This is a genomic window from Moraxella sp. TY6, from assembly GCF_048551375.1.
Taxonomy (GTDB): Bacteria; Pseudomonadota; Gammaproteobacteria; order Pseudomonadales; family Moraxellaceae; genus Faucicola.
Genome location: NZ_JBLYZJ010000005.1, coordinates 104162 through 124952, shown reverse-complemented (window position 1 = coordinate 124952; position 20791 = coordinate 104162). Strand labels below are relative to the sequence as shown.

23 protein-coding genes and 2 tRNA genes are annotated in these 20791 nt (G+C 41.2%); 22 read left to right on the top strand and 3 right to left on the bottom strand.

The annotated features are described in order from the left end of the window. The first annotated feature begins 61 nt into the window (after window positions 1-61). From ACK1U4_RS05385 to ACK1U4_RS05325, 13 genes are all read left to right on the top strand, one after another. Window positions 62-137: transfer RNA gene (locus ACK1U4_RS05385), tRNA-Ala, on the top strand. Between the two features lie 34 nt (window positions 138-171). Continuing rightward, window positions 172-247, top strand: a tRNA-Glu gene (locus tag ACK1U4_RS05380). 392 nt (window positions 248-639) lie between these two features. Beyond that, a complete protein-coding gene (locus ACK1U4_RS05375) occupies window positions 640-1143 on the top strand; it encodes a hypothetical protein (protein WP_419400948.1) in 504 nt (167 codons plus the stop codon). 864 nt (window positions 1144-2007) lie between these two features. Continuing rightward, window positions 2008-3288, top strand: coding sequence for a replication initiation factor domain-containing protein (locus ACK1U4_RS05370; protein ID WP_419400947.1), 1281 nt, complete (start codon window positions 2008-2010; stop codon window positions 3286-3288). Between the two features lie 21 nt (window positions 3289-3309). Continuing rightward, on the top strand, window positions 3310-3726 hold the full coding sequence (locus ACK1U4_RS05365; protein ID WP_419400946.1) for a hypothetical protein: 417 nt from the start codon (window positions 3310-3312) through the stop codon (window positions 3724-3726). 15 nt (window positions 3727-3741) lie between these two features. Beyond that, window positions 3742-3957, top strand: coding sequence for a hypothetical protein (locus tag ACK1U4_RS05360; protein ID WP_419400945.1), 216 nt, complete (start codon window positions 3742-3744; stop codon window positions 3955-3957). A gap of 16 nt (window positions 3958-3973) precedes the next feature. After that, on the top strand, window positions 3974-4279 hold the full coding sequence (locus ACK1U4_RS05355; protein ID WP_419400944.1) for a hypothetical protein: 306 nt from the start codon (window positions 3974-3976) through the stop codon (window positions 4277-4279). A gap of 268 nt (window positions 4280-4547) precedes the next feature. Continuing rightward, a complete protein-coding gene (locus tag ACK1U4_RS05350; RefSeq protein WP_419400943.1) occupies window positions 4548-6146 on the top strand; it encodes a hypothetical protein in 1599 nt (532 codons plus the stop codon). Continuing rightward, on the top strand, window positions 6139-6420 hold the full coding sequence (locus tag ACK1U4_RS05345; RefSeq protein ID WP_419400942.1) for a DUF2523 family protein: 282 nt from the start codon (window positions 6139-6141) through the stop codon (window positions 6418-6420). Before ACK1U4_RS05350 ends, ACK1U4_RS05345 begins: the two co-directional genes overlap by 8 nt. Window positions 6421-6488: 68 nt before the next feature. Beyond that, the gene (locus ACK1U4_RS05340) at window positions 6489-7829 is read left to right on the top strand and encodes a zonular occludens toxin domain-containing protein (RefSeq protein ID WP_419400941.1); all 1341 of its coding nucleotides are present in this window, start codon (window positions 6489-6491) and stop codon (window positions 7827-7829) included. 44 nt (window positions 7830-7873) lie between these two features. After that, window positions 7874-8194: a type II toxin-antitoxin system RelE/ParE family toxin gene (locus tag ACK1U4_RS05335; RefSeq protein WP_419400940.1), complete on the top strand. Its 321-nt coding sequence runs from the start codon at window positions 7874-7876 to the stop codon at window positions 8192-8194. After that, window positions 8175-8471, top strand: a complete 297-nt coding sequence (locus ACK1U4_RS05330; protein ID WP_419400939.1) for an addiction module antidote protein — start codon at window positions 8175-8177, stop codon at window positions 8469-8471. The genes ACK1U4_RS05335 and ACK1U4_RS05330 overlap by 20 nt, the downstream gene beginning before the upstream one ends. 48 nt (window positions 8472-8519) lie before the next feature. After that, the gene (locus ACK1U4_RS05325) at window positions 8520-9338 is read left to right on the top strand and encodes a tyrosine-type recombinase/integrase (protein WP_419400938.1); all 819 of its coding nucleotides are present in this window, start codon (window positions 8520-8522) and stop codon (window positions 9336-9338) included. A 151-nt stretch (window positions 9339-9489) separates the two neighbouring features. Here ACK1U4_RS05325 and mazG read toward each other — a convergent pair whose 3' ends face one another. Next, on the bottom strand, window positions 9490-10299 hold the full coding sequence (mazG, locus tag ACK1U4_RS05320; RefSeq protein ID WP_419400937.1) for a nucleoside triphosphate pyrophosphohydrolase: 810 nt from the start codon (window positions 10297-10299) through the stop codon (window positions 9490-9492). 90 nt (window positions 10300-10389) lie between these two features. Further along, window positions 10390-11139, bottom strand: coding sequence for a CPBP family intramembrane glutamic endopeptidase (locus tag ACK1U4_RS05315; RefSeq protein WP_419400936.1), 750 nt, complete (start codon window positions 11137-11139; stop codon window positions 10390-10392). Window positions 11140-11307: 168 nt separating this feature from the next. Between ACK1U4_RS05315 and ACK1U4_RS05310 the strand changes: the two genes are divergently transcribed. The 6 genes from ACK1U4_RS05310 (at window position 11308) to ACK1U4_RS05285 (ending at window position 16296) form a co-directional block, all read left to right on the top strand. Continuing rightward, complete coding sequence (locus tag ACK1U4_RS05310) at window positions 11308-12738, top strand: phosphomannomutase CpsG (RefSeq protein ID WP_419400935.1); 1431 nt, start codon at window positions 11308-11310, stop codon at window positions 12736-12738. Window positions 12739-12845: 107 nt separating this feature from the next. Beyond that, on the top strand, window positions 12846-13361 hold the full coding sequence (gene ribE / locus ACK1U4_RS05305) for a 6,7-dimethyl-8-ribityllumazine synthase (protein ID WP_419400934.1): 516 nt from the start codon (window positions 12846-12848) through the stop codon (window positions 13359-13361). A 9-nt stretch (window positions 13362-13370) separates the two neighbouring features. Beyond that, entirely contained in the window at window positions 13371-13889 is a 519-nt protein-coding gene (gene nusB, locus ACK1U4_RS05300; protein ID WP_419400933.1) for a transcription antitermination factor NusB, read from the top strand. Window positions 13890-14006: 117 nt separating this feature from the next. Next, window positions 14007-14981 (top strand): thiamine-phosphate kinase, encoded by a 975-nt coding sequence (thiL, locus tag ACK1U4_RS05295; RefSeq protein WP_419400932.1) that lies wholly within the window; start codon window positions 14007-14009, stop codon window positions 14979-14981. Window positions 14982-14990: 9 nt separating this feature from the next. Continuing rightward, a complete protein-coding gene (locus tag ACK1U4_RS05290; protein WP_419400931.1) occupies window positions 14991-15716 on the top strand; it encodes a hypothetical protein in 726 nt (241 codons plus the stop codon). After that, entirely contained in the window at window positions 15703-16296 is a 594-nt protein-coding gene (locus ACK1U4_RS05285) for a phosphatidylglycerophosphatase A (protein WP_419400930.1), read from the top strand. The genes ACK1U4_RS05290 and ACK1U4_RS05285 overlap by 14 nt, the downstream gene beginning before the upstream one ends. 83 nt (window positions 16297-16379) lie before the next feature. Here ACK1U4_RS05285 and ACK1U4_RS05280 read toward each other — a convergent pair whose 3' ends face one another. Then, window positions 16380-17075, bottom strand: coding sequence for a folate-binding Fe/S cluster repair protein (locus ACK1U4_RS05280; RefSeq protein ID WP_419400929.1), 696 nt, complete (start codon window positions 17073-17075; stop codon window positions 16380-16382). A gap of 219 nt (window positions 17076-17294) precedes the next feature. On the opposite strand from ACK1U4_RS05280, the gene ACK1U4_RS05275 reads away from it, so the two are divergent. The 3 genes from ACK1U4_RS05275 (at window position 17295) to lepB (ending at window position 20732) form a co-directional block, all read left to right on the top strand. Then, on the top strand, window positions 17295-17639 hold the full coding sequence (locus ACK1U4_RS05275; protein WP_419400928.1) for a zinc ribbon domain-containing protein YjdM: 345 nt from the start codon (window positions 17295-17297) through the stop codon (window positions 17637-17639). Window positions 17640-17830: 191 nt separating this feature from the next. Next, complete coding sequence (gene lepA / locus ACK1U4_RS05270) at window positions 17831-19636, top strand: translation elongation factor 4 (protein ID WP_419400927.1); 1806 nt, start codon at window positions 17831-17833, stop codon at window positions 19634-19636. 193 nt (window positions 19637-19829) lie between these two features. Continuing rightward, window positions 19830-20732: a signal peptidase I gene (gene lepB, locus ACK1U4_RS05265; protein ID WP_419400926.1), complete on the top strand. Its 903-nt coding sequence runs from the start codon at window positions 19830-19832 to the stop codon at window positions 20730-20732. Window positions 20733-20791 lie beyond the last annotated feature (59 nt).

Sequence of the window (20791 nt, the reverse complement as noted above, 5' to 3'; positions counted from 1 at the left end):
TGACAGGTGGTTTAGTTTTCAATAAAATACGCCCACTCTTAGGCAAAGCAACCTAAAGACTGGGGCTATAGCTCAGTTGGTAGAGCACTTGCATGGCATGCAAGGGGTCAGCGGTTCGACTCCGCTTAGCTCCACCAGTTTTTAATTGCTTTTAGCACCTCGTGCGATTGCGTCCCCATCGTCTAGAGGCCTAGGACATCGCCCTTTCACGGCGGTAACCGGGGTTCGAATCCCCGTGGGGACGCCACTTATTCAGCCAGTTTAGCCATAAACTGGCTTTTTCTTTGTCTGTTTCTAGCTTGCACTCAAGAATTGTGTTAATTGGGTCAAGTCCTACATAGTCTGCTAACTCACCAATCAAGCTATCATCAGGTATTCTACGCCCTGCTTTGTAGTCTGCTAGTCTTACACGTTGTATTTTCATAATTTTGCCAAGTGCCACTTGGCTACCTGCTTTTGTTTCTGCTTTCTCAATTAATTTTAACAACATGGTTTATTTTCCTTGCAATGTGTACCAATTATGGTAATATATATGTACCAATTTTGGTAATTTTTTTGACTGAAAGTGTACCAAAATTGGTAACGTTACCAATCTTGGTTACAACCCACCATCTTAACACTAGTAACGGAGTGTATCAAATGACAAATTTTCGCAATGATTCAAAAGCAGTAATTTACAAAGTCACCCCTAAGCGTACCAGTCAAGTATCTGTGTTTTGCCGTACTTTTAAAGGTACTGATTACATTGATGTGTTTTTTGATACAGATGGTCGTTGTTCTTTGACTGCTGACCATTTAGACGCATTAAAGGCATTAAAAACTGTTGGGGCGATTGTCAAATATGCAAAAGCTCACCATGTTTCTGATGATGTCTTGTTCAAAATTTCCCCCACCGTTACCACTGACAACGAAATAACCGAAAGTGACGCTAATTGCGGTGATATCGGTTTGGGTGTTGTCGCTAGTGAGGGGGAAGCCCTACATGAGGTTATTAACCCTCCCCCTGTCGCTGTGTCGGATTCCACTACCAGCGACACCCCTATTTACTCATTCTGTAATCAACCAAAAGAAAAATATTGTGATATCTGTGCTGATAAGCACTATTTTGCTATTAAGCCTCCTAAATCGGAGGCAATCGTATGACGTATCAAGAATATTTTGGCTATCTATTGATAGCTGATGGTCAAATGTGGCGATTTATCACTTCTTTATGCCTATTAATGGTATTTGCTTTCTTTATTGGGAGGGCTACCGCTCAATAAACAGCTTTATAGGTGTTTTGGGGGTGGTGGGACTAAGTGACGACAGCCCAAAGCGTCTTGATTGTAGTCGGCTACTGGTGGGACTAGACAAAGCCGACAACCGTATGAGTGACCTATGTTAATTGGTTGTAGTGTGTGCCGTACGCTCTATGATGGGGAGTTTACACCCTCGGAGTGGTAGGACAGTTGCTTGACGTGTGGGGATAGACCCATAGCCAATTTGTAGGGCGTTGTGTCGGTGTCTAGGCGGTGATACAAGCCGTAAACACAACAGCAGGGGCATTGTACTGTGACCCTGTGCCGATGTGCGATGGTGCGACCCTTTGGGCGTGTCTAGCAAGGCGAAAAACTCTAGTTTAACCTGATTTTTTTAAAAATCGGTTATCTAGGGTGAGTATTTCGCCTCTTGCTCCAATGCTCTCCAATGAGCGTATGACCAGAGGCGGACACCTTGCGACTTATCCATGACCCCACATGACCCCCTAGCCGTCAAACGTTTAAACGTGGGGTAACCCAAATCCCCCTTGAGTTTAAACGTTTATGACGGCTAGAGGGGGCATAAAGTGGGGTTGTGGGTAAGTCAACACAACAGAATTTTAAAAAGAAAATTCTCTGGTCACAGTGTTTGCTAAGAACGAATGAATAGGGGATCAGATCAAACGAAAAAAAAACAGGGACTAACCCCACTGGTAATACGGGGTATAAGTTTAAGAATCAACACAAGCCTAGTAAAACCCAAATAGCCATGCAAACCCAAGACTACGCAGACTTAATCAAATTCAGCAAAGACTTTGACATTGCCAAGTCAAAAGCTATGGCTATGCTAAACAAAGACAGCTACACCCCAAAACCACAGCAACAGCACAACAGCGACTACATACCGTTTACCACAGCTGACAACACGCTACTGCTTGACATTGGAACACTGACCGCACTAAACACTCATTTGCCACAGATTAACCCATTTCGTGCCACGGCTAACACTTACAAAAACTATCCACTAAACACTCTCAATGCAACCGTGGTTGATGATGAGATACTAAATGTTTTACCTGCTCGTCCCATTGAGGGGCAAATCTGTGTGATTGACTGGCTCAACGTTACTATGTCTGACACCAGTTTTGACGATAGCGACACCCTTATCATGACTTCGGCAAGCCTCCGACAAACTCGCCTAATTCGCAACGTCTCAAAACTGCTACAAGATATTTTGGGCTTTGGCATAGAAACCCAATGCAACGCTGGCATGCACTTTTACGATAAATCCTATCGCCTGGAGCATAACGCAGGCTTTGTTAGCATTGGCGGTCAATCTGACACGATTCTGATTAGTCTGAGTGGTAAAGGTTGTACCTATGCAAAACATGGTTGGCAACTTGATTTACACGCATTTTTAATGATGTATGCCAAAAATCCCAAAATTACACGTATTGACCTTGCTGTAGATGACTTTAATGGCTCGCTACTGTCGTTTAAATACTTTCTATCTCAATATGACATCGGTGGATTCAATAACGGTGGTCGTAACCCTAACATAGAACTTCAAGGAAACTGGCGTAACCCCATTGGCAAAGGTCGCACCATGTTTGTCGGCAACCGCAAAAGCCCTGTCTGTTTTCGCCTATATGAAAAAGGTATGCAACTCGGTGACCCAAATAGCCCATGGCTTCGTGCCGAATTGGAGTTTAAAGCGAAGGGCATATTGATACCGCTTGATATTCTGCTTAATCCGTCACCGTTCTTTGTCAAAGCCTATCCCTGTTTCCATATATTTGACAATCACGACTTTGGGGAACAAAAACTAGAACGCATCGAGCGTGAAAAACTTATCAGCTTTGACAAAGCAATTGACATCACACGCAACCAATTTGGGCGTTACCTGTACGCCTTTCTCACAGAATTTAAGCAACACGGTTTAACCGCTGATGACTTGCTAAAAGTCCTCACTACTGACATTAACAAAAAATACCCTGAACGCATTGATATGTTATCAATTCCAGAGTTTTTTAAACCTAAACTAAACTAAACTAAACTAGGAGCATAACCCATGGCTTTTGACATCTCAAAACCAATTACCGTAAACAACATCACCTATGAACCGCAAGATCTTACTCAAGGTACATTGCTAGTACATGGTGTTGAACCTACTGACTTTGAACAGTGGACTTACTGTAACTTGCTAGCACAGCATAAAAACGCCAAACAATCAGACAACTATCATGCCGTTGGTACAGCTCAGGGTTCATACCTGTATTCTGAACTATCTGACATGGTGCGATTCTATGAACATCAATACCCATGCTATGTACCAGTTGTCACCACAAAAATTGCTGATAAAAAAGGGCGTATGCGTGACTTAGTACTACACGTTGACTTTGACAACATCAGAGAATTACAGCTTGTACCACGTCAAGATAGAAAACCAACAGCTAACGCACAATCAGCTGTTATCACTCAAAAATAAAGGAATTTTGTAGTTATGGCTTATGTGTGTCAAGAGTTGGAAACAATGCAAAACACTTATGGTGGCTATAATTGCAAAACGTGGGTCACATATCAACCAGTCAATGTAAATCCCAAAACCTTTGGGGCAATCACCCCAAAAGAATCATTTATAGTTGGTATGTGGTTAATTATTGCTTTTGCTATTTTTATTGCTTACATGATTATAGTAAAAGCTATCAAAATTGCTTGATAACTAAGGAGCTACTATGCCTCAAGCACAAAATCAAAAAACCATTGTCACAACACCGCTTTACACGAAGCTTGACAATTTCAAAGCCTATGCAAAGTCAGTTGCTGTTCCTGTAACTGTAGTAGGTTTTGCATTAACCTCTCAATCAGCGTTTGCGGATATTCCAGATATTGATATCCCCTTTGAAGCATTGTCTGACAAAGCTGTCGACTACATGAAAAAAGGTCTTTCGGCTGCCGTCAGTGTCTTGGGCATTGGTGTAATTGCTGTGGGTGGCTTTAAAGGTTACGGATTACTTAAACAAGGTATTCGTAAGGCTTAATCACCAAAGGTTGCAATTTTTGCAATATAGCCTTACCTTAAAAGGTAGGGCTATTTACTAATGTAAGGTTTTATAAATGGTAGATGGTCCTAGTGTTTTAAACTGGTTACCGATTGGCGTTGTACTTCTCGCTATGTGGTTAGTTATTAAATCAATTAAATGAGACTTTTACTATGCTTAAAAATTTACTTATGATTATTTTCGTTTACCTGCCAGCATTGTTCTTTTGGTGGGGTTTGTTTTTACTTGTTAAAGATTTAAATTTATTATGAAGCAAATAATTGTCAGTTTATTAGCATTAGTATTAGCCCTCGTTACACCGCTATCTTACGCTTTTGCTCCATCATCAGTTACTACAGGTGAATGGATTAAGGGGCAAGGTGTAGAATTGACAAAAAAAGGTACTACAATCATCAAATCACCGACAACGGCTAAAATAGGTAAAACCATTATTAGCCGTACGCCAGCAGGTTTATTTGTGATGTGTGCATCATCATCAACATGCCGAAAAGTCGCCAAAGAAGCCATAGACGAAATATTGGACGGTGCTGAATGGTGGTTTGACGAAAAAGACGGCAAAGTAAAATATAAGGGTGGTGAGAAATCATGTGTAGCTTGGAATGCTGATGGTGTAATTTATAGATCTGAATCTCAAGCACGTGAAGCTGGTTATAAAAAAATAAGACGTGTTTATGGATATACCAATGGGCAGGAGTATAAGTATTCAGTTAGAACTGATGCGGAGGGTAACACTTGGCTATCTGGTCATACTATTATGTATTATTGTGCTGAATGGGGCAATGAATCCACATTATCTGAGGAGCAAATAGCCGAAAAAATCAAAGAACGTTCGGATAGAGACGATAAAGACGCTCAAGATTTTTTAAAAGAAGTAGCCAAGAAACAAGCGGAAGATGGCGACTTTGATGATGATTTTAACAATGCCAAATGTGACAATCCAAACTACAAAAAAAATAGTGATGGCGAATGTGTACCTGATGACGATAAAGACGACACAGATGACAAACAATGTCCGTCTGACCATTATAAAATTGGTGATACCTGTATCAAAAAACCTGATACAGATGATGACGGCAAATGCGAATGTTGCGAAGACTTGCTACAAGCATTGAAAGCCATGAATGATGTTAATCAAAAGTTTTTTAACTCATCGCTTGAAAATGACGCAAAGCTACTAGCCGAAGTCAAAAAAACCAATGACAGACTATACAAAATTCAGGATGAACTAGAAAGCTTGGTAGAGGAAGCCCAACGCACTAACCAAAAGATTGACGACTTAGCAAAACAGCAAAAGCTTGATTTTAAGGAACTCAAAGAAAAAATTGATGATTTAAAAGATACCTTGCATCAAGATAATCAGCAAATCATGGAAAAGCTTGACACTGTTAACAAAGAACTTGATGAGATAGACGACCAATTAGAGTTAATGACAGAAAAGTTAGATGAAATCATCAGCCAGTTAAAAAAAGCCAATGACAACATAGAAAAAATGCACCTATGTACTGCGACTGAATTTAACAAAAAAATCTGTGAATTTATTGACGATATCAAATCAGTTTTTAATGACCCTTATGATGGCAGAGACAGGGATGACAAAGACGAGGATAGCAAATTACCCTCCTTGCGTGATGATGACGACAAAAAAACTAATACCGTTATTAAATTTAGGGATAGTTGCCCTGACGACTTGGTAGCTAATTTCTCTGATCCGTTTGGCAACGCTTATAGCCTTGTACTACTTGATAATGGTAAATTTTGCACATTCCTAGTTACGTTTATTAAGCCTGCTATGGTGGCTATATCATCGCTTTGGGCAATCTATATTTTAAGAGGCACAAATGTCTAGTTCAAATCTAGTCGATTTAATACGTTCCGCTAACCGATTCTTTGTTAAAGATGCTTTGATAGGTGCTGGGCTAACCCTTGGCACTGGTGGGGCAATTCTTGCAATTATTAATACCCTTATAGACAAGTTTCGTGATGACGTCACCAATTTACCGCCTATGGTATTGCAATATGCTGCGTTGGCTGGCTTTGATTATTCTATCAGCATTGTACTTGGTGCAGTGTCTGCCAAAGCTATTCAAGATTCTAGTAAATTAATTTTACTTAGGAATTGACATTAAGGGGGGCGAGTAGGAAGAATGACGACCGAAGCCCTCCGATAAGGGCAACTATGATCTATTTTATGACAGGTACACCAGGTAGCAGAAAAACCGCTTATGTTGTGTCATTGCTAGATAAAGTTGAGACTGAAAACAAAATCAACCTTGTTAAAAATGTATCAATTTATCAGCATAATCTAGAGTTGATTAACAAGCATAATCTGCAATCAGATTTAACCTATTATGTGCGTGAAACTGGCACAGGTGATACCCTAAAGCAACAAATAGAATTGCTTGATGATGATTATTATCATTTTATTTTGCAAGAATTTGACGAATTAAGACCAGAGTTTTATTTTGCTCGCACCATGCAATTTAACGAAATGTTAAATCGAATTGTTGAACGTGAGGGCGATTATGGCTTTAAGTATCTGCTACCAGTTCGCACCATTTACACCAACATCAATGCTCTAAAAATCGACTATGTTAGGGCAAATCAGTTAGATTGGCGGAAGTGTCCAGACGGCTCAATTGTTGTTATTGATGAAATACAGCTAGTTAAGCCTTTTGATGATGAAAAGTCTCGTGGTAACCCAATTATTGAGGATTTATCAGTACACCGCCATCGAGGCTTTGACTTTTATGTCATCACTCAACAGCCGATTAAACTTCATGCTACAATTCGTGGACTTGTGCATTTGCATTGGCATGCAACAACCCCATTCGGTTGGTATACACGCATATATCAGTACGGACAGTATGAACAAAGTCCCAATGCTGTTAGGGTACGTCTAGGGGCTGAACGCTCGTTTAAATTTAATCCGCCTGATCGCATTTTTAAGCTATACAAGTCAACCACTATCGATACGTCTCAAAAACGTATCCCATGGCGGTTACTATTGTTCTTAGGTGCAATTATGGCTGTGGGCTTCTCTATGCTTGCCAGTGCGTTTTTTTTAGCTACCGATGAACCTAGCGAAACAAAAGCCCCTGCTTCTGCCCCTGCGTCAACCACAGCTACGACAATTAACCCTTTTAACATGGATATCATGGGCTATAAGTCCAATGCTTCGGCAACTGACTCAACTATGTTAGCTTCTGCCCCTGCCGTTGACTATACACAGCTACAAGCCAAAGCTGACTATGAGTATCAGCAAATGCTACTTAATACGCCTGTGAACGTCATTGCGATTGGTGATAAATGCACGGCATACAATAAGGATGGTATGTACCTTGCTATCTCAAAACTTGATTGTCTAAAGTATGCTCATGGTGACAAAAAGACTTTAAAAGTTAGCCAAGTTAATCAATCTATGCAAGCGGTAACTATGCCACAACCGCCAATACAGCAACAACCAGTACCGCAACAACCGCTGACAACTGCAAACACTCAAATTGCTGTAGCATCAAATCCTTTTATGTGATTGTTTTATTGTGGCTTATAAGCTACAATAGTTTAGGAGGTATTATGTATACGTTAAAAAGAACCAGTGAATTTAACAAATGGCTTAAAAGTCTGAAAAATCCAATTGCTAAAAAGTCTGTTTTAAGTCGAATTCATCGGCTTGAAGTATTTGGGCATTTTGGCGATATTGATAATGTTGGCGATGGTATTCTTGAATTAAGAATACATAACCATGGTGGTATTCGTGTCTATTTGATGCAAAAGGGCGATACGATTATTGTACTGTTGTCGGGTGGTGATAAGTCAAGCCAAGATGATGACATTGTTAAGGCGAAAAAGATAGCAAAAGAATATGGGGTACTTGATGATGAAGAAACTAACTGAATTTAATGTCTTTGATTATTTTGAAACAGATGAAGAAATCATGGACTATCTGAATGATTGTTATAATGAAGAAGATGAACGTTTATTTATGTCTGCTATTAGTCACTTGATTAAAAAGAAAGGTGTTGCTGAGGTTGCTCGTTTGACTGGGTTAAACCGTGAAAGTTTATATAAGACTGTCAACGGTACGACATCGCCTACATGGTTCACGATGCAACGTATTTTAAAAGCATTAAACATTAATTTAACTTTTAATACAAACCCTCAATTTGCTTAATACTAATCTTGTTGTATGGCAATTTCGCCATGCAACAGGGTTTTACCTATGAATTTCCTCTATATTTTAGACTTTTATAGTCGAAATGGTCTTTATCAGTCTAACCATGACTACGCAGAAAAGTTTGACAAACTTCGGTTTTTTGCCAATCTGTCAAAAATTACCATTGATGACATTCACGACTATTGCACCCTCCGTAACATCCAAGGCGTTAAAAATAGCACAATAAATAGAGAGTTGACCATTGCACGCTCTGCTATTAACTACTATAACAAGCATACAGAAAGCAATTTAAGAAACCCTTTTAATGGTTTTAATCTCTTTGAGTCTGATTTTTTACCAAGGTATTTGGACAAAAATGAATGTGTGTTGCTTTTGGAAGCTTGTAAGCAGTATGCTAACCCTGCCTTTTATGTCTATATCAGTTTGCTACTGCATACAGGTTCACGTAGTGGCGAAATTTTAAGTTTAGAGTGGGATAATGTGAATATTGATTCTAAGTATTTAGTGATTAGAAATAGCTTATCAAAAAACAAGAAAACTATTTATAAACCTTTGAATAATCAGGCAATTTTAGCTTTTAAAGAATTGGGGGTTTATCATCATAAATATGTGTTTTATAATCCTAAGACAGATGATCGTTATAAGACATTTAGACGTGCGTGGTTGTGGGCGTTGGAACACTCAGGGTTAAGTTGTCGGATCCATGATTTGCGTCATACATTTGCAAGCCTTCTAGTATCTCAAGGAGTGCCGTTGTATCATGTGAGCCAACTATTAGGACACTCAGACACACGAATAACACAGCGTTATTCACATTTAAGCCCTGATAACTTGTCGTCTGTGGTTGATTTAATAGCATTTTAAAGCTTTGGTAAATGGATAATATAAAGATAAAAGCCCTTTCACGGCGGTAACCGGGGTTCGAATCCCCGTGGGGACGCCACTTATTCAAAAAAACCACCATATTTGGTGGTTTTTTTATGTCATAAATTCTCCTCAGCTATTACCACTTATTTTAACGATTTTTCTCTTGTACTTTTGCTAAATCCCACAATCTATCCATTTCCTCAAGCGTTGATGTTTGGGGCGTTTTGCCGATTTTTGCCAATTTATCTTCGATAAAACCAAAGCGAGATTTGAATTTATGCACCGTTGTTAAAGTCGCTGTTTCGCTATCAATGCCTAGCTTGCGAGCCACATTCACCAAGGCAAAAAAGCAATCGCCCAATTCTTTTTCTAGCTCCAGTTTTTGGGCAGGCGTGGGTTTTTCGCTGTCTTTGGGTAAGATTTCTTTGAGTTCGCTGATTTCTTCGTCCAGTTTATCCACTGCACCGCTCACCACATCCCAGTCAAAGCCCACGCCATTGGCGGTTTTTTGAATATCTTGGGCTTGCATCAGTGCTGAGCCTGCTTTGACGGCATCGAGTGTACGGCGTTTTTTGCCTCGTTGTTCTTTCTCAGAATATTCAATCGCTTTGATTTCGTCCCAACGTGCTTTGACTTGCTCTTCGGTGGTGTATTTTTCGGTTTCAAAAACATGCGGATGACGGCGAATCAGCTTCTCTTGTAAGGCAAAAATCACATCGCCCATGTCAAATTTGCCCTGTTCATTGTATAGATGAGCATGAAAAATCACTTGCAGTAGCACATCGCCCAATTCACCTTTGATATCCTCAAAGTCGCCACTTTGAATGACCAATTCATAGGTTTCTTCGATGGCGTAAGGGATGAGGCTGTGGTTGGTTTGTTTTTTGTCCCAAGGGCAGTCGGTGCGAAGGCGTGCCATCAGGGTGAGAAGGTCGGTAAAGCTATTAGTCGGTGTCATAAGATGCTCGAATAAAAAATGATTGGTTTAGTATAATGGAAATATACGAACTATAGCATCATCGAGAAATGATGCAGTATATTCTAAAAACTACTGATAATTCATAAAATGAATGAGTAATCCCATACCAAACATATCAAAAATGGCATGTGCTAAGAAAAAAGGTACGAGATTTTTGAGGTATTTTCGAGCGATTAGAAACACAATACCTAAGGATAAAATAATAACAGCTGAAAACAATCCTTGGTAAGTATGAAATAAAAAACGAATTACTAAGCTATAGGCTATCGCTAAGGTAAGTTTATCTCGTGAAACAGCAAAAACTAGCCCCATGAAAAATATTTCTTCATAAAAACCATTCAACAGCGATAAAATAGCAAAGCTAACAGATAGATTGGAATGGTCATCAATCATAGTGTTAGATTGCTCCAGTAATGTCGGGTTCGAGGTCAAGTCAGGCTCATTTATCCATAAATACCAATACTCAAAGTATTGTAGTAAATCTGCTACCAACCCAGCACCAATAACTAATAGTATCATTTGTAATGGTACTTTGATATCAAGATAAATTGGCAGAGATTTATAATTGAATTTTCGATAACGAAGGTAGCCAAAAGCAATGGCTAAGGTTATTAGCTCAATAACAATCGCTAAATAGGTACTTTGGCTGTCAAAACGAGCAACCTCTCCCAGTCCTTCGTTAGACAAAACAGAAGTAAAAAAAGCATAACTTGAGCTAATAATTGGGTAGGCAAAAAATATGACCGATAATATGAAAATATCAGAAAATGTAAGGTTGTTTTTCAATGAACTAGAGCGAGTATTTGAAAGTTGTGTCATAAAAAATGCGAAGGCTAAAATTATTGTATTATAGCAAACTGTGGGAGCAAATAGGCTTCGTAATGATGAATGTGCCTTGAATAACACCATCATAACAAATATGATTTCATGCTATACTCAACGCATAAAGTATATTTATTAACACCCAAGATTAAGACGGATAATAAAATGAGCATCTTCCAACCCATCACTATTTCATCTTTCAAAGCCTACGACATCCGTGGCGAACTTGGCGTAAACCTTGACGAAGCCATCGCCTACCGTATTGGACGAGCCTTTGCCGAATTTTTGAACCCCAACGCAGATAAAAAAGCCATTGTGATTGGTTGTGATATCCGCCCATCAAGCGAATCATTGAAAAAAGCCACTATCGAAGGCATTTTGGACGCAGGCACGGATGTGATTGACTTGGGTATGACAGGCACAGAAGAAGTGTATTTTGCCACCAGTCATTATGATGCCATCGGTGGCATTGAAGTCACAGCCAGTCATAATCCGATTAATTACAACGGCTTAAAACTGGTGCGTGAAAACTCCAAGCCCATCAGTGCTGATACTGGGCTTGCCGATATCCAAAAAATCGCTGAACAAGGCGACTTCAAAACCGTTGCTAACAAGGGCGAATACACGTTCAAAGAAGACAAAACCGCCTATATCGACCATTTGATGAGTTATATTGATGTGGCAAGTCTCAAGCCCCTAAATGTCGTGGTAAATTGCGGTAACGGCAGTGCAGGGACGACCATTGATTTGATTGAGCAACGCTTTCAATCTGCCAATGCTCCGATTAACTTTATCAAAATCAACCACGAACCAGACGGCAGTTTCCCCAATGGTATCCCCAATCCGATGATTATTGCCAATCGTACCGTCACCGCTGATAAAGTGGTGGCAGAAAAAGCGGATTTGGCGATTGCCTTTGACGGTGATTTTGACCGTTGTTTTTTCTTTGATGAAAACGCCCGTTTTCTTGAGGGAACGTATGTCGTGGGCGTACTTGCCAAAGCGTTTCTTGATAAAGAGCAGGGGGCAAGCATCGTCTATGACCCACGCAATATTTTAAACACCGAAGCCGTGATTGCCCAAGCCAAGGGCAAGGCAGTGATTAGTAAGTCTGGGCATTCTTTTATCAAGCAAGTGATGCGAGAATCCAATGCTGTGTATGGTGGCGAGATGTCGGCTCACCATTATTTCCGTGATTTTAACTATTGCGATAGTGGTATGATTCCGTGGTTATTGGTCATTGAATTGCTATCAAAATCAGGTAAAAGCCTGTCAAAACTGGTCGATGAAATGATTGAAGCCTATCCGATTTCGGGCGAAATTAACTTTAAACTCACAGGTATCACCGCCCCAGAGGTGTTGGCAAAGTTAGAGAGCGAATATCGCCAGTTTGACGACCAAACCGCCAGTGTTGATAAACTAGATGGTTTATCAGTAAATTTCCCCAATTGGCGGTTTAATGTACGAGCGTCAAATACCGAGCCGTTGATTCGCCTCAATGTCGAAAGTAAAGGGGATAAAGCGTTATTGGATGCCAAAACCACCGCTTTGCAAAATTGGATAATCGCCCAAGGCGGTAGCCCTGCCGACCATTAAGGGTTTGATTGACCAAATAACACTAAAATTTTGACCCAAAAAATGCTATGATACGGCAACTTTTTCTAATTTTTTGATATTAATTTGATATTAAACAGGTGAATGTTATGGCAAACGTACAAGCAGAACTAGCACAAGTACAACACATCAATGGTGAGCTTCACACCAACGCCCATGCACGCATTGGCATGGTGGTCGGACGTTTTAACAGCTTTGTGGTCGAAAGCCTTGTCGATGGGGCGATTGACACGTTGATTCGTCATGGCGTGGCGGGCAAAAATATCACGGTCGTGCGTGTTCCCGGAGCTTGGGAAATGCCATTGGCAGTGGCTCGCATGGCACAAACCAACCAATACGATGCCATCATCGGTCTAGGTGCGGTGATTCGTGGTAGTACGCCACACTTTGACTTTGTCGCAGGCGAGTCTGCCAAAGGTTTGGGGGCGATTGGCTTGGATTATGATGTACCTGTGGTGAATGCGATTTTGACCACCGACAGCATTGAGCAAGCCATTGAACGCTCTGGCACAAAAGCAGGCAATAAAGGCTCTGAGGCGGCGATGGTTGCTCTTGAGATGATTAATGTATTGGGTCAAATTGACGCTCAAATGGATGACGAATAAGGCAATCGCATGACAGATTTAACAAATACCGACAATGCCATTAATTATAAAACCTCGCTCACGGCGATTCGTAAAGCTCGCCGTTTTGCGGTGCAGGGCTTGTATGAATGGCTGTTGACAGGCAATCCGAGCCATGAAATCGAAGCCCATACTCGTGCCGAAAATGCCATGCACACCGTGCATTTGGGCTATTACCATGAGTTGATTAGTAAAATCATCGCCCAAAGTGATGAGTTGATTGCGTACCTTGAAACACTCCTTGACCGCCCTTGGACTCGCCTTGATAAAGTTGAGCAAGCCGTGCTGTTGGTCGGAACGTACGAGATGAAAAATAGTTTTCAAGTGCCTTATAAAGTGGTGCTGGATGAGGCATTGCAACTCAACACGCATTTTGGTTCGGTTGATGGGCATAAGTTGATTCATGTGGTGATGGATAAAATTGCCAAAGACGTGCGTCAGCCAGAAGTGCAAGCGGATGCCAAAAAGGCGGAAACTGTACCAGTAGCCATAGAGCCATCAGCGGATTAATGATGTAGTAAGGTGCGTTTTACGTACCTTTTTATTAATACCTTTTTCCAAACCTTTTTGGCAAGTATCTGTCTATAATGTTGGTGCGTATGACGCACCTTACCTACTTTTATCAATATGTCCGAATTTTCCCTCATCTATCAACATTTCAAAAATGCCACCGCACGCCATCCTATGACCAAAACAGGGATAGGCGATGACTGTGCCGTGAGCCGTATTCCGCTCAATGCCGAACTCATTAGCTGTGTCGATGTGCTAGTGGCAGGGCGACATTTTCCGTTATCCACTTCCGCCTATGCCATTGGCTATAAATCCGTAGCCGTCAACCTGTCCGACCTTGCCAGTATGGGGGCAACCCCCTATGCGATTTTGCTCGGTATCAGCCTACCAAAGCCCCTCGCTAATGATGATTGGTTGAGTAAATTTGCTCAAGGCATTGCCGATTGCTGTCAGCCGTTTGGGGTTGAGTTGATTGGTGGTGATACCACAGGGTCAGAAGTTTTAACCATTTCTGTGACGGCATTGGGATTTGTACCACAAGGGCAAGCTATTTTAAGAAGTGGGGCAAAGGTCGGTGATGTGATTTGCGTGAGTGGTGATATTGGCAATGCCAGTTTTGCGTTACAACAAATTTTTGCACAAGAAGAATCAGAAAGTAGGGGCGTATTGAATACGCCCTTACAAAACGTACTTTTACAACAATCTCTTGATTTACCCCAGCCACAAGTCGCCTTGGGGCAAAAACTGCGTGGTTTTGCTAACAGTATGATAGATATTTCGGACGGTTTGGGGCAGGATTTGGGGCATATGTTGCAGGCAAGTAGTGTGGGAGCAAAAGTTTATTTAGATAAAATCCCAACGCATCCAATTTTGCAAAATTTACCAAATCTTGAGAAATGGCAACATCAAATGAATGGCGGGGATGATTATCAGTTATGTTTTACTTTATCCAAAGACAACTTTGAACGGTTTAATCAGCGTTATCCGAATGAAATCTTTGCTATTGGTGAAATCGTGACAGACAAAGGTTTGGCGTTATTGTATGATGGTGAAATGGTTGATTTTGATATTAATGGTTGGCAACATTTTTGAGGTGTTGATATGAAAAAAACGATTCTACTTTCAGCATTGTTACTGGTAAGTCATGCCAGTTTTGCCAAAGACAATACTGCACAGTTTCAACGATTTATACCAAAGGGTTTTCATCTCACTGAGCATGATTGCAAAGGTGATTTCAATAAAGACGGTCAAACCGATTGTGTGCTGATAATTAAAGACACGCAAAAAGCTGGGTGGGTTAATGATGAGACAACTGAAAATAAGCCGATAGACCGTAATCGTCGTGGTATTATTGTACTGTTCAAAACACCCAACGGCTATGAGAAAATATTAGAAAACAAAGCAATCTTTGCCTCAGAAAATGAGTGGGGCGGTGTCTATTTTCCCCCAGACTTAACCGTAGAAAGTAAAGCAAATAAACTTGTTATTGACTATACGCATGGACGATATGGTTCTTGGAGTTATACCTTTGATTACCGTCAATTAAATGATAAAAAAGATTTTTACTTAATTGGTTATGATTCGTCTGATAATGCTGGACCACTTGTTCAATCAACTCATAGTGTCAATTTTTTGAACCAAAGATACCGTTATCAAAAAAACTTAAACACCAACCCTGATGACGATACTCAAAAATTCAAAACCACTTGGTACAATTTACCAAAAAAAACACTACTCAAGTTAGTTGATATTAAAGATATCGATGATGTGGGTAAACAGCTAGATGAACAACTTTATTACATAGTAAACCCACATGACCAACCATAAACCTGATATCCGCAAAGCCAATCTTTGTCCACCCTGCCCACCAACCGCCACCGCTTGGGAAAAGCTGATTTATTGGCTCGGCATTGGACTGGGTAGTGGTTTACCCAAAAAAGCCCCCGGTACATGGGGAACGGTTGGCGGTTTGATTGTCGCTATACCACTTATGATGCTGGGTTTTTTGGGATTTTTGGTAGTCATTATTTTGGGCTGTCTAGTCGGTAGTTATATTTGTGGTAAAACGTCTGACTTGATGAATGTACATGACGACCCGCATATCGTATGGGATGAATGGGTGGGGATGTGGATTACGCTGTTGCCAATAGTTTGGGTTATTCCTTTATTTAAGATACCTTGTGTCGATGGGAATGATTTAATGAGTTGTAAACAACAAGTGATTATTTATATGCTAATTTTGGCGTTTATACTATTCCGATTTTTTGACATCATTAAACCCTTTCCGATTAAATGGGTGGATAAAAATGTCAGTGGCGGATTCGGCATTTTGATTGATGATGTGTTGGCAGGCGTGATGGCAGGGGGTATGTTATGGTTCATGTTGGCTTTTTTAACATCAATGTAATGTAAATTTTGATTTTAAGACTTTTAAACAGGGCGTCAGCACTCCCCATGCTATACGCCACAAAATGCTAAATAAAAACAGCCTTATACTCTTGCAACAGGTTGTTGCAACGCATCAGGTAATGCCAACACCGTCAAATTGGCTTGTTGTATTTCCTCTGGGCGAGCCACCACCAAGGCTTCAAAACCATTGTCAGTTTGGATTTGATTCACTACTTGGATTTTATCGGTTAAATCGCCCTCGTGTTGGTACGCTACACGGTGTAGCCACGCCTTCGGACTGGCTTTAAACCAAAGACGGGCGATAATTTCTTGTCCCAAATAACAGCCTTTATCATAATCCACACCGCCACGCTGATGCAGGCGTAATTCTTGTGGTTGGAATAGCCCTTGGGCGGCTTGGGTTATCCAATAATTGCCTTGTGCGATGCTCAAGGTTTGCCAATTGGGGTCATCGGCAGTGGCTGTGAAAGAAAAAGTGGGTTCGCCATTTTCCACCACTGCAAAAATGGGTTGGGCTTCAGATAGGCTGATTTTGGAAAAAGCCCCATATTTTTTGACATGTTTGGCAAAGCTATCAGCAAGTTCATTGGCTAATACGATGCTAAAGCCATCAACGGTTTTATTCAGCCAAAGCCCAAATTCGACACGCCCCTTGAGATTACTAATGGCGGTAGCTTGGTATTGGTCAGTAATTTTCTGCATATTGGCAGTGATTTGACCTTGCAAAAATTTTTCGGCATCAGTGCCTGTTAGTTCAAAATGGGTAAAAATCGTCATAAGTTTGCCTTGTTGATTGGGTAGAAATATATTTTGATATATAAATACTTGTCGCTTGAGGGGCTTTTAGTCTTACACAGTTGGGCAAAATCTGCAACTTTAACCCCTTCAATCAGCCAATATTCACGGTTTTTGCTACAGTTTTTAAAACATTGCCAATGGTTGATGGTGTATAATAGGTCGATTATTTAGACTGTTATCAATGATTAGGAAATAACCATGAGCCTACCTCCTTGCCCAAAATGTGGCGAAGTCTTTACTTATCAAGATGGCGACCTGCTGATTTGCCCCATGTGTAGCCATGAATGGCAAGCAGGCGATACGGCTGAAAGCGACACGCAAGCAGTCATCAAAGATGCTGTGGGTAATATTTTGCAAGATGGTGATAGCGTCACCGTAATCAAGGATTTGAAGGTTAAAGGCTCATCCACCCCAATTAAAGTCGGTACAAAAGTCAAATCCATCCGTCTGTTACATGATGCCCCAGACGACCATGATATTGATTGTAAAATTGATGGTTTTGGGGCGATGAAGCTGAAATCCAGTGTGGTCAAAAAAGCCTAATAGTTATGGCGGTTTATTAGGGATACGCCCTAAATCCCCTAAATGGTTGAAACTTCTTCTAATTCGTTTGCAATTTACGTTGTAGAGGTGGATTGAAACATACCCAAAAATTAGGTAATTCCCAAAAAATGCGGTACAATAAACCTATTTTGCGTAAAATAATTTTGGCTGATTTTAGGTAGTAGGTAAACGTGACCGCTTTAGCAAATATTCGTAATTTTTCAATTATTGCCCATATTGACCACGGTAAATCCACCTTGGCTGACCGCATTATCCAAATGTGTGGCGGGCTAGATGCTCGTGAGATGCAGGCTCAAGTCCTTGATTCGATGGACATTGAGCGTGAGCGTGGCATTACTATTAAAGCCCAGTCGGTGACCTTGTATTACAATCACCCCAATGGCGAGCGTTATCAATTTAACTTTATTGACACGCCAGGGCACGTGGACTTCTCGTATGAAGTGTCACGTTCACTTGCCGCCTGTGAAGGGGCGTTGCTGGTCGTTGACGCCGCTCAAGGTGTTGAAGCCCAATCGGTTGCCAACTGCTACACCGCACTTGAGCAAGGTTTGGAAGTGCTGCCTGTTCTCAATAAAATCGACTTACCCCAAGTTGACCCAGAGCGTGTGATTCAAGAAATCGAAGACATCATCGGTATCGAAGCGATGGAAGCCCCTCGTGTATCTGCTAAGACAGGCGTGGGCGTGGATGACTTGTTGCAAGCGATTGTGGAAAAAATCCCTGCCCCAGTGGGCGACCGTGATGCACCTCTGCAAGCCTTGATTATTGACTCTTGGTTTGATAATTACCTTGGCGTGGTATCGCTGGTGCGAGTCCGTCAAGGGACATTAAAGAAAGACGATAAAATCTATATCAAATCGACCAAAATGTCGCATCCTGTGACCTCGATTGGTGTATTTACCCCTAAGTCACTCGAAACCAATATCTTAGAAGCAGGTGAAGTTGGCTTTGTGATTGCAGGGATTAAAGACATCGGTGGTGCACCTGTCGGTGATACCATTACCCATACCAAAACGCCTGATGTCGATAGTATTCCGGGTTTCAAAAAAGTCAAACCGCAAGTGTATGCAGGGATGTTCCCAGTCGATTCGAGCGATTTTGAAGCCTTCCGTGAAGCCCTACAAAAACTGCAAGTCAATGATGCGGCTCTTTTCTTTGAGCCAGATACCTCAGATGCGTTGGGCTTTGGCTTTCGCTGTGGTTTCTTGGGGATGCTTCACATGGAGATTATCCAAGAGCGTCTTGAGCGAGAATACGACCTAGACCTGATTACCACCGCTCCCACGGTGATTTATGAAATCAAAAAACGCAATGGCGACATCATCCAAATCGACAATCCATCCAAGCTCCCAGATGTCGGCACGATTGATGAATTTCGAGAGCCGATTGCTCGCTGTCATATCCTTGTCCCACCCGACTATCTCGGTAACGTGATGACCTTGTGTATCGAACGCCGTGGTATGCAGGTCGATATGAAGTTTATGGGTAATCAAGTGCAACTCACCTTTGATATTCCGATGGGTGAAGTGGTGATGGACTTTTTTGACCGCTTGAAGTCGGTTTCTCGTGGGTTTGCCTCATTGGATTATAGCTTTGAGCGTTTTGAAACCGATAAACTGGTGCGTGTTGATGTGCTAATTAACGGTGAAAAAGTCGATGCCTTGGCGATGATTTGCCATGCCGAACAAGCTCGCTATCGTGGTAATCAGTTGGTCGAAAAAATGAAAGAATTGATTCCACGTCAGATGTTTGATGTGGCGATTCAAGCGGCGATTGGTAGCCAAATTATTGCTCGTAGTACCGTGAAAGCCATGCGAAAAGACGTCTTGGCAAAATGTTATGGCGGTGACGTATCTCGTAAGAAAAAACTGCTGTCAAAACAAAAAGAAGGTAAAAAACGCATGAAACAAGTGGGACGAGTTGAGATTCCACAAGAAGCGTTTTTGGCTGTATTAAAAGTGGATAACCAATCATAATTTCGTTGAAATGTGGTTTTTATCGTAGTTTAAATTAGAAATAAGATAGTTTGGTAGGGGCGTATTGCATACGCCCAAAATTTCAAAATATTATTTCTAGGTTCATTCAAATGGGTGGTAAAGCGTAACCCACGACCCACGAAAATTGACAGCAAAATTGCTATGTCAAACAGAATGTTAAAGGGAAAACCCAATGGATTTTGATTTTAATTTAGTTCTTGTACCTCTAACCCTTGTTTTGGGGGCGATTTGGCTACTGGATAAACTGGTATTAAAACAGAAAAAAACCAAAGGCTTAGAACAATCAACCGCCCTAGTGCGTTGGGCGTATGATTTTTTTCCCATTTTAGCTGTGGTGTTGGTGGTGCGTTCATTTATTGTTGAGCCATTTAACATTCCATCATCATCAATGGTACCCACTTTATATACAGGCGATTTTATAGCCGTTAATAAATATGCCTATGGTATTCGCTTGCCACTCATCAACACCAAAGTGGTGGATTTAGGCAATCCGCAACATGGCGATGTGGTTGTTTTCCGCTACCCTGAAAATCCAAAAATTTACTACATCAAGCGTGTGATTGGTGTGGGTGGTGATACGGTGAGTTTTAACAATGGCGTACTCAGTGTTAATGGGAAAGCTATCGCCACCGTTCCTGCGAACTATACCCCTGACCCCAAGATGACCGCCCAATTATACCCAGCAGGGCAGACCGAAACAGGGCAGGCGATTACCCTAGAACAAGCCCAAGCGATGGGCAATCAAGAAGAGCAATCGGCTAAATATGTGCAAGAAGCGGTAAGTAGTGAACATACGCATAATGTCCGTTATTTGGGTGACCAATGGTATCCGTATGCCGAATTTTTACAAAAAGTATCACCAACCCTTAACCAAACCCAAGGGCAACAATGGCAAGTGACCGTTCCCCAAGGGCAGTATTTTGTGATGGGTGATAACCGTGACCGCAGTGCCGATAGCCGTTTTTGGGGCTTTGTGCCAGATGAAAATTTGGCAGGTAAGGCAACTTATGTTTGGATGCACAAACAAACTGGCTTGAGTGTACCGACTTTCAATCGTAACGGTGCAATTCACTGATAACGGTTGACGTTTCTTGCGTAGTTGGGGTAAATTGTAAGGACAAACATTATGTTTGT